The 7,184-nt window shown below is 72.0% G+C and carries 7 protein-coding genes; 2 read left to right on the top strand and 5 right to left on the bottom strand.

Annotation, left to right across the window (positions count from 1 at the left end; genetic code table 11):
• The first annotated feature begins 143 nt into the window (after positions 1-143).
• A complete protein-coding gene (locus E1266_RS33945; RefSeq protein ID WP_132054155.1) occupies positions 144-1,859 on the top strand; it encodes a ubiquinol-cytochrome c reductase cytochrome b subunit in 1,716 nt (571 codons plus the stop codon).
• Here the strand turns inward: E1266_RS33945 and E1266_RS33940 are convergent.
• The 5 genes from E1266_RS33940 to E1266_RS33920 form a co-directional block, all read right to left on the bottom strand.
• Complete coding sequence (locus tag E1266_RS33940) at positions 1,834-2,379, bottom strand: TetR/AcrR family transcriptional regulator (protein WP_132054153.1); 546 nt, start codon at positions 2,377-2,379, stop codon at positions 1,834-1,836. The genes E1266_RS33945 and E1266_RS33940 overlap by 26 nt on opposite strands.
• A 54-nt stretch (positions 2,380-2,433) precedes the next feature.
• On the bottom strand, positions 2,434-3,138 hold the full coding sequence (locus E1266_RS33935) for a Crp/Fnr family transcriptional regulator (protein WP_243719234.1): 705 nt from the start codon (positions 3,136-3,138) through the stop codon (positions 2,434-2,436).
• Positions 3,139-3,224: 86 nt separating this feature from the next.
• The gene (locus tag E1266_RS33930) at positions 3,225-3,866 is read right to left on the bottom strand and encodes a LysE family translocator (protein ID WP_132054149.1); all 642 of its coding nucleotides are present in this window, start codon (positions 3,864-3,866) and stop codon (positions 3,225-3,227) included.
• A gap of 63 nt (positions 3,867-3,929) precedes the next feature.
• Positions 3,930-4,718: a DUF427 domain-containing protein gene (locus E1266_RS33925; RefSeq protein ID WP_132054147.1), complete on the bottom strand. Its 789-nt coding sequence runs from the start codon at positions 4,716-4,718 to the stop codon at positions 3,930-3,932.
• Between the two features lie 44 nt (positions 4,719-4,762).
• Positions 4,763-6,121 carry an erythromycin esterase family protein gene (locus E1266_RS33920; RefSeq protein WP_243719232.1) on the bottom strand — a complete coding sequence of 453 codons (1,359 nt, stop codon included), beginning with the start codon at positions 6,119-6,121 and terminating at the stop codon, positions 4,763-4,765.
• Between the two features lie 325 nt (positions 6,122-6,446).
• On the opposite strand from E1266_RS33920, the gene E1266_RS33915 reads away from it, so the two are divergent.
• A partial coding sequence (locus E1266_RS33915; RefSeq protein ID WP_132054143.1) for a DUF2637 domain-containing protein occupies positions 6,447-7,184 on the top strand: 738 nt, incomplete at its 3' end.

Raw genomic sequence — 7,184 nt, 5'->3', positions numbered from 1 at the left:
GCCCGGACCCGTCACGGCGAATCGCGGCAAATCGTGTGATCGGCGCCACATCCCGCGATGTCACATTCGCCGTACCGGATCAGTCGTATGCACAGAGCGCGGCAAGCGCGTGGACGAGGCTGTGCGACGAGAGGACGTTGACGATGGCGGGGATTCGGACGGCCGGCGGCGGGCCGGGCGGGCCCAGGCCGCCGAAGGCCGTCGAGGGGACGGCGCAGGCCCTCGACGAGCGGTTCGGGACGACCGGGTTCGCCCGCAGGTCCCTGCGCAAGGCGTTCCCGGACCAGTGGAGCTTCCTGGTCGGCGAGATCGCGATGTACTCCTTCGTGGTCGTCCTGCTGACCGGCCTGTTCCTCACCTTCTTCTTCAAGCCGAGCATGCAGGAGGTGATCTACGACGGCTCCTACACCCAGCTGCAGGGCGTGGCGATGAGCGAGGCGTACGCCTCCACCCTCGACATCAGCTTCGACGTGCGCGGCGGGCTGCTCGTCCGGCAGATCCACCACTGGTCGACGCTCATCTTCATGGCGTCGATCCTCGTGCACCTGCTGCGCAACTTCTTCACCGGCGCCTACCGCAAGCCCCGGGAGCTGAACTGGCTCATCGGGATCCTCATGTTCATGCTCGTCATGCTGAACGGCCTGTTCGGCTACTCCCTGCCGGACGACCTGCTGTCGGGCACCGGGCTGCGGATCCTGGAGGGCGTCCTCGCGTCGCTGCCCCTGATCGGCTCCTACGCGGTGATGTTCCTCTTCGGCGGGGAGTACCCCGGCACCGCGATCATCCCGCGGCTGTACGTGATCCACATCCTGCTCATCCCGGGGCTCCTCGCGGCGCTGATCCCGCTGCACGCGATCGTGCTGACGTGGCGGCAGACCCACACCCAGTTCCCCGGCAAGGGCAGCACCAACCGGACCGTCCGGGGCTACCCGTTCTTCCCGGTGTTCATCGCCAAGACCACGTCGATGTTCCTGTGGGTGATCGGCGTCACCGTGCTGCTCGCGGCGCTGTTCCAGATCAACCCGGTCTGGCTGTACGGCCCGTACGACCCGGGCGCGATCAGCTCCGGGTCCCAGCCCGACTGGTACATGGGCTGGCTGGAGGGCGCGCTGCGCATCATGCCCGCGTGGGAGATCACCGCGTGGGGGCACACGGTCCCGATGAGCGTGCTCGTCCCGGCGCTGGTCGTGCCCGGCCTGCTGTTCACGGGCCTCGCCGTCTACCCGTTCGTCGAACGCTGGGTCACCGGCGACCACCAGATCCACCACCTGCTGGACCGCCCCCGGGACGTCCCGGCGCGCACCGCCATCGGCGTCGCCGGCGTCGTGTTCTTCGGGACGCTCTGGCTCGCGGGCGCCAACGACGTCATCGCCGAGCGGTTCCACATCTCGCTGTTCGCGACGACCTGGTTCTTCCGCGGGCTGATCATCCTCGGGCCGGTCGTCGGCTACGTCGTCGCCTACCGCATCTGCCTCGGCCTGCAGCGCCGCGACCTCGGCCTCGTCCAGCACGGCCTGGAGACCGGCATCATCCGCCGGGCCCCGGACGGCGGGTACAGCGAGGTCGAGCGGCCCCTCTCCGACGAGGCGATCGCCCCGATCACCGACCCGCGACCGGCGCCCGCCGCCGTCCTGGAGGTCCCGCGGCCGATCGGCGGCGTCGAGAGCCCGCGCGCCCGGCGGGTCACGACCCGGGTGCGCGCCGCCCTCAACCGCCGGTACCGGACGGACCTCGCGGTCGTCCCGGAACGGCGCCCGGACGCGGAGCACGGGAACGGCGAGCACGGCAACGGCGAGCACGGGGGCAAGGCCCTCGGCGGCGGCAACGGGTCGGTCAGCGTCCGAAAAGGTGGTGGATGACGGGACGAGCGGCGGCCACGGGATCGTCGCCGAGGTCGGCGGGCAGGGCTCCGCTCAGCCAGAGATGGGCGAAGCCGTGCACGATCGACCAGGCGGCGATCGAGGCCGTCCGGCCGCCCTCCCCGGCGCCGCGGACGCCCTCGGTCAGCACCCGGCTCGCGCGGTCCCGGCCGGTGCGGACCTCCGGGTCGTCCGGCCGGTACAGCTCGGGCCGGAAGATCACCTCGAAGTAGGGCCGGTGCTCGACGGCGAACCGGACGTAGGCGAGGCCCAGCTCGTCCAGTTCGCCGCCCGCGGCCTCCAGGGAGTCGGCGAACCGGGCGTAGCCCTCGGCCGCGACGGCCGTCAGCACCCCCGCCCGGTCGCCGAAGTGGTGCGCGGGCGCGGCGTGCGAGACGCCGGCGCGGCGCGCCAGCTCGCGCAGGCTCCAGGCGGCCGGGCCCGACTCGGAGATCGCATCGACGGCCGCCTCGATGATGGTCCGCCGCAGGTCGCCGTGGTGGTAGCTGCCGCCGCTCATGGCCGCATCATATCTTGCCAATGACAAGTTCCGTGCGCGGACCCGGCGCGGCGGCTAGTCGTTCTCCTTGGCGAACTCGCGCAGCCCCGGCAGGTTCACCACGGTGATCTTGCGCCAGCCGGTGCGGATCAGGCCCTCCCGGCGCAGGCCGTGCATGGCCCGCGCGACCGTCTCGCGGGACGCGTCCATCCAGCTGCCCAGCTCCTCCTGCGACAGCGGCGGGCCGATCTCGATCGAGCCGTCCGGCGCGGGCGGCGCGTGCTGGACGGACCGTTCGGCGAGCTCGGCCAGGAGCATCGCGAGGCGCCGGGTGCCCCGGCTCGTCACGTGGGCCCGCAGCCGCCGGTCCGAGTCGTCGAGGCGCTTGACGAAGGTGCCCGTCACGAGCATCCACACGTCCGGGTGCTCGTCCAGGAAGCCGGTGAAGCGCGCCGCGGGCACCACCAGCGCGCGAATCGGCGACAGCGCGGTCACCGTCGCGGTGCGGGGCCGGCCGCCGAGCACCGCGCTCTCGGCCAGCAGGTCGCCGGGCCCCCGCACCGCGAGGACCACGTCGTGGCCGTCCTCGGTCGCCGACGTCACCTTCGCCCAGCCCCGCTCGATGATGATCACGTGGTCGGACTCGTCGCCCTGGTACACCAGGGGACTCTTCACCGGGTACTGCCTCGGACGCCCGGCGGCGCGCAGCGCGGCCTGCTGCGCGGAGTCGAGCGCCGCCCAGAATTCCGGGCGCGGAGGGGTCGCCGCGTACGGTGCCACCAGCCTTCTCCTCGGGACCCGAAGTAAACGGCCTCGCCTGAATCTCTGACATGCCCAGAGTCACCCGGACGGTAAACCGGAAGCCATCACTTGGGCACGGCGACCAGCCGGACGGCGAGCCCGGTGAAGACCGTGCCGCTGAAGATGTTCAGGCCGCGCGCCACCCGGCGGCTGCGGCGCAGGAGGTCGGCGAGCCGCCCGGCCAGCAGCCCGACCCCGGAGTCGACGGCGAGGCCGATCAGCACGAGCGTGATCCCGAGGACGAGGAACTGCATCATCGGGTGGCCCAGGGACGGGTTCACGAACTGCGGCAGGAAGGCGATGTTGAACAGGATCACCTTCGGGTTCAGCAGGTTCGTCACGACGCCCTGCCAGTACGCGCGCCGCCGCTGGGCGTGCTGCTTCCCCGTCCCGGCGCCGTCCGGCTCCCCCACGGGATCGCCGCGGTCCCGGAACGCCTTCACCGCGAGGTACAGCAGGTAGGCGGCACCGGCCCAGCGCAGCACGTGGTACAGCGTGGGCAGGGCGGTGAAGAGGGCGGAGAGCCCGAGCATCGCGGCGACGGCGTGCGTGAGGGCGCCGGTCCCCACGCCCGCGGCGGCCAGCACCCCCGCGACGGGGCCGCCGCGGCCGCCCATGGCGACCACGAACATCATGTCGGGCCCCGGCGTGAGGCAGAGGGCGAGCGCCGCGACGACGAACGCCGCGTACAGGGATGTGTCCACCATGGTGAAATCATCCGGCAGCGAGCCGTCCCGGCGCGACCCCAATATCCGGCCGCCCCCGCGCGGTCAGGCGCCCCGCGGCGGCCCGGCCTCGATCGTGAGGGCCTCGTGGTCGAAGCACAGGTGGCCGGCGACCTTGAACGCGTTCTCCAGGGGCTCCTTGTAGGACCAGGCCGCGTCCTCGGCTCCCTCCAGCGACCAGTACGTCGCCTCGCCCTTGTACGGGCACACCGTCCGCTTGCCGCTCTCACCGAGGAGGTCGGTGCGGACGTCGGCGGCCGGGATGTAGAGGCGGTTGGGCAGCCCGGTCTCCGACAGCACCTTCGGCCGCTCGGTCTCGGCGATGACCTCCCCGTCCAGCAGCACCCGGACGTGCCGGGACGAGTCGCGGGCGTCGACGCGGTGGAACGGGTCGCGCAGATGGCCGCGGACCTCCTCGTCCTCGTCGTACCAGGCGTCCATCCGGCGCCAGTAGAACGCCATGAACCCGCGCAGCCACGCCGTCTCGGGCTTCGGCTCCGGGTACGCCCACACCGCGTTCTCCGACACCCGGTCCCCGGCGCGGACCGTCCAGTACGAGGCGTCGCCCTTGAACGGGCAGTGCGTGGTGTGGTCGGTCTTCTCCAGCAGATCGGTCCGGACGTCCTCTTCGGGCACGTACAGGACGGGGAGCAGCCCGGTCTCGTGCAGGAGCTGGCCCCGCTCGGTGTCGAGGACGGTCTCCCCGCCGAACCGGGCGCGGACCCGCCGGGGGAAGTCGTGCATGAAGAGCCGGTGCTCCGGCCCGTCGATGCTGAAGTTGACCTCGTCTCCCGGCGAGCCGGCGAGCGGCCCCGGCCGCATGGTCAGTGACATGCCGTTTCTCCTAACGCCGTGTTACCTGTGCCCCGCCCGGTCGCTCATACCCCGGACGGCAGCGTCTCCAGCTCACCACGTCCGGCGGCCTCCAGGTGCAGCGGCGTCAGTTCGGAGGTGGCCCGGAACCAGCACAGCGCGTCGTACCGGTCCGCGAGCCTGGTCGGGACGTACTGGCGCCGGTCGCGGTCCGGGTCGTAGACGACGCCGATCGCCCGGTGCCCGAGCGTGTCGGTCAGGAAGTGCGGCTTGTCCGGCTCGGGCGGCACGATGAACAGCCCCCGGTGCAGCTCCGACTCCGCCAGCAGCGCCTCCAGCGACCCCGGCGCGGGCGCCGGGGCGTGCACGACCTCCATCGGCCCGCCCCAGCGCGGCGCCGCGACCACCTCGCCCGGCCCGCCGGCGAACCCGACCACCACGGTCTCGTCCCGGCCGTGCCGGTCCCGGGCGAGCTGGCCGAGGCTGACCATCCCGGCCTCGGCCATGTCGCTCCCGCGGGCGTCGCCCACGTGCGTGTTGTGCGCCCACACGACGGCCTTGCCCGCACCGTCCGGAGGCGTGCCGCCGTGGAACTCCATGAGGCGGCCGAGCGTGTCGGCCATGTGGACGTCGCGGATGTTCCACGACTCCGGTCCCCCGTCGAGCATGGCGCGGTAGTACCGCTCGGCCCCCGCCGCGACCTCGGCGTTCTGCCGGGCGTCGAACAGCTCGGCCGGGTCGCGGGTGTCGCCGGGCTCCGCCGGCCCGCGCAGCCCGGTCAGCAGCGCGAGGACCTCGTCCCGGCACCCTTCCGGGACCAGGGCGGTGTTCCAGCCGTACTCCCGCGGGTCCTCGCCGTGCGGCTCGAAGCAGCTGTACGCGTCCAGCGCCGCCTCCAGGTGCTCCGGCCGGTGCTCCGCCACGTGGTCGACGACGGCCCGCAGCGACTCCCACAGGCTGTAGACGTCGAGCCCGTAGAAGCCCGCCCGCTCGCCGGGCGGCAGGTCGGCGTTGCGGTCCCGCAGCCAGCGGCAGAACTTGGCGGTCTCCTCGTTGGCCCATATCCACGTCGGCCACCGCTCGTAGGCGTCCAGGACATCGCGGGGATCCCGGGGCGATCCCGGTGCCAGCGTCACGGAGCGCCCGACCCTGCGGCAGTCCGGCCAGTCCCCCTCGACCGCGACGAACGAGAAACCCCGCTCGGCGATCAACCGCCTGGTCAGCGCGGCCCGCCACGCGTAGTACTCGTGCGTGCCGTGGCTCGCCTCGCCGATGAGGACGACGCGGGCGTCCCCGATCCTGTCCATCAGCGGGTCGAGGTCCTCCTCGACCTCCAGCGGCAGCACCGCGCCCAGCACGTCGTCCGCGGTGTTCGTCCCGGGGCCGGCCCCGGGACCCGTGCGGGGGCTCGTGCCGGGGATCACCGCGACCGCCTCCATCCAACGGCAAAGCCGGCGTTTTCCAGCGGTTTGCGGGTTTTTGGAGTTTTTAGGTCGCACTTACTGCTTCTTGGGTGTGACATCGCAGTTTTCCCCCTATGTCGCCTTCCTCCTGCCCTTCCCGATATCCGGGCATCGATTCGCCGCACGACGGCACGGATCAGGCGGTGCGGGCGATCCGGCGGGCCACCCGGCCCGCCTCGGAAAACGCGACCGAGACGTGATGCGATTCGCCCACGAAACGGCAAAGGAATGGATAGCCTCCCATCGATAACTTTCAGTTGGTAAGGAAATCTGGAGCGCACTCCGCATGAGCGTTGCCAACCGGGCACAGGTCATCACACGCTGGGGGGCCATAGCCTTCATGGCGACGGCGGTCGTGACCGCCACCGCCGGTGGCTTCGCCCAGTCCTACGCCGGCCTCTACCACTGGGCGCTGGAACACGGCCTGCGGGGCTGGAAGGCCGAATCGTTCCCGCTGCTGGTCGACCTGTTCATCATCGTCGGGGAACTCGGCCTGTTCCTGCTGGCCATCGACGCCTTCGTGCTGCACCGCCGGGCCCTGATGAGCTGGCTGGACTTCTGCCTGCCGCTGAGCATCGCGCTCGCCGGCTGGACGGCCAGCCTCATCTTCAACGTCGGCCACGTCGGCCAGAAGTCGTTCTCCTACCAGGCGACGGCCGCCGTCCCGCCGATCGTGTCGATGCTCGGCCTGTTCGTCCTGCTGCGGACGCTGCACCGCTACGTGTCGCAGCAGGCCCAGGAGGAGCAGCCCAAGGCGCCGGAGCCGCAGACGCGCGCCCTCGCCGGGCCCGTCACGCTGAACCAGATCACGCTGATGCCGCTGCGGAACACCGGCCCGTTCCCGCAGATCCAGGTGCCCGGCCACTCCGGCAAGGCACTCGAATCCGGCACCGCCGAGGAGGAGGCGGCCAAGGCCCGCGCCGCCGCGGCCCCCAAGCCCGCTCCCGCTCAGCAGCCGGCGCCGGCCATGCGCGCCGAGGCCCCGGCGCCCCCGCCGGCCCCGGCCGAAGCCCCGGTCCCGGAG

This window comes from Actinomadura sp. 7K534 (assembly GCF_004348575.1).
GTDB lineage: Bacteria > Actinomycetota > Actinomycetes > Streptosporangiales > Streptosporangiaceae > Spirillospora > Spirillospora livida.
The sequence above is the reverse complement of the archived record's forward strand: the minus strand, read 5'-3'. Positions and strand labels throughout refer to the sequence as shown.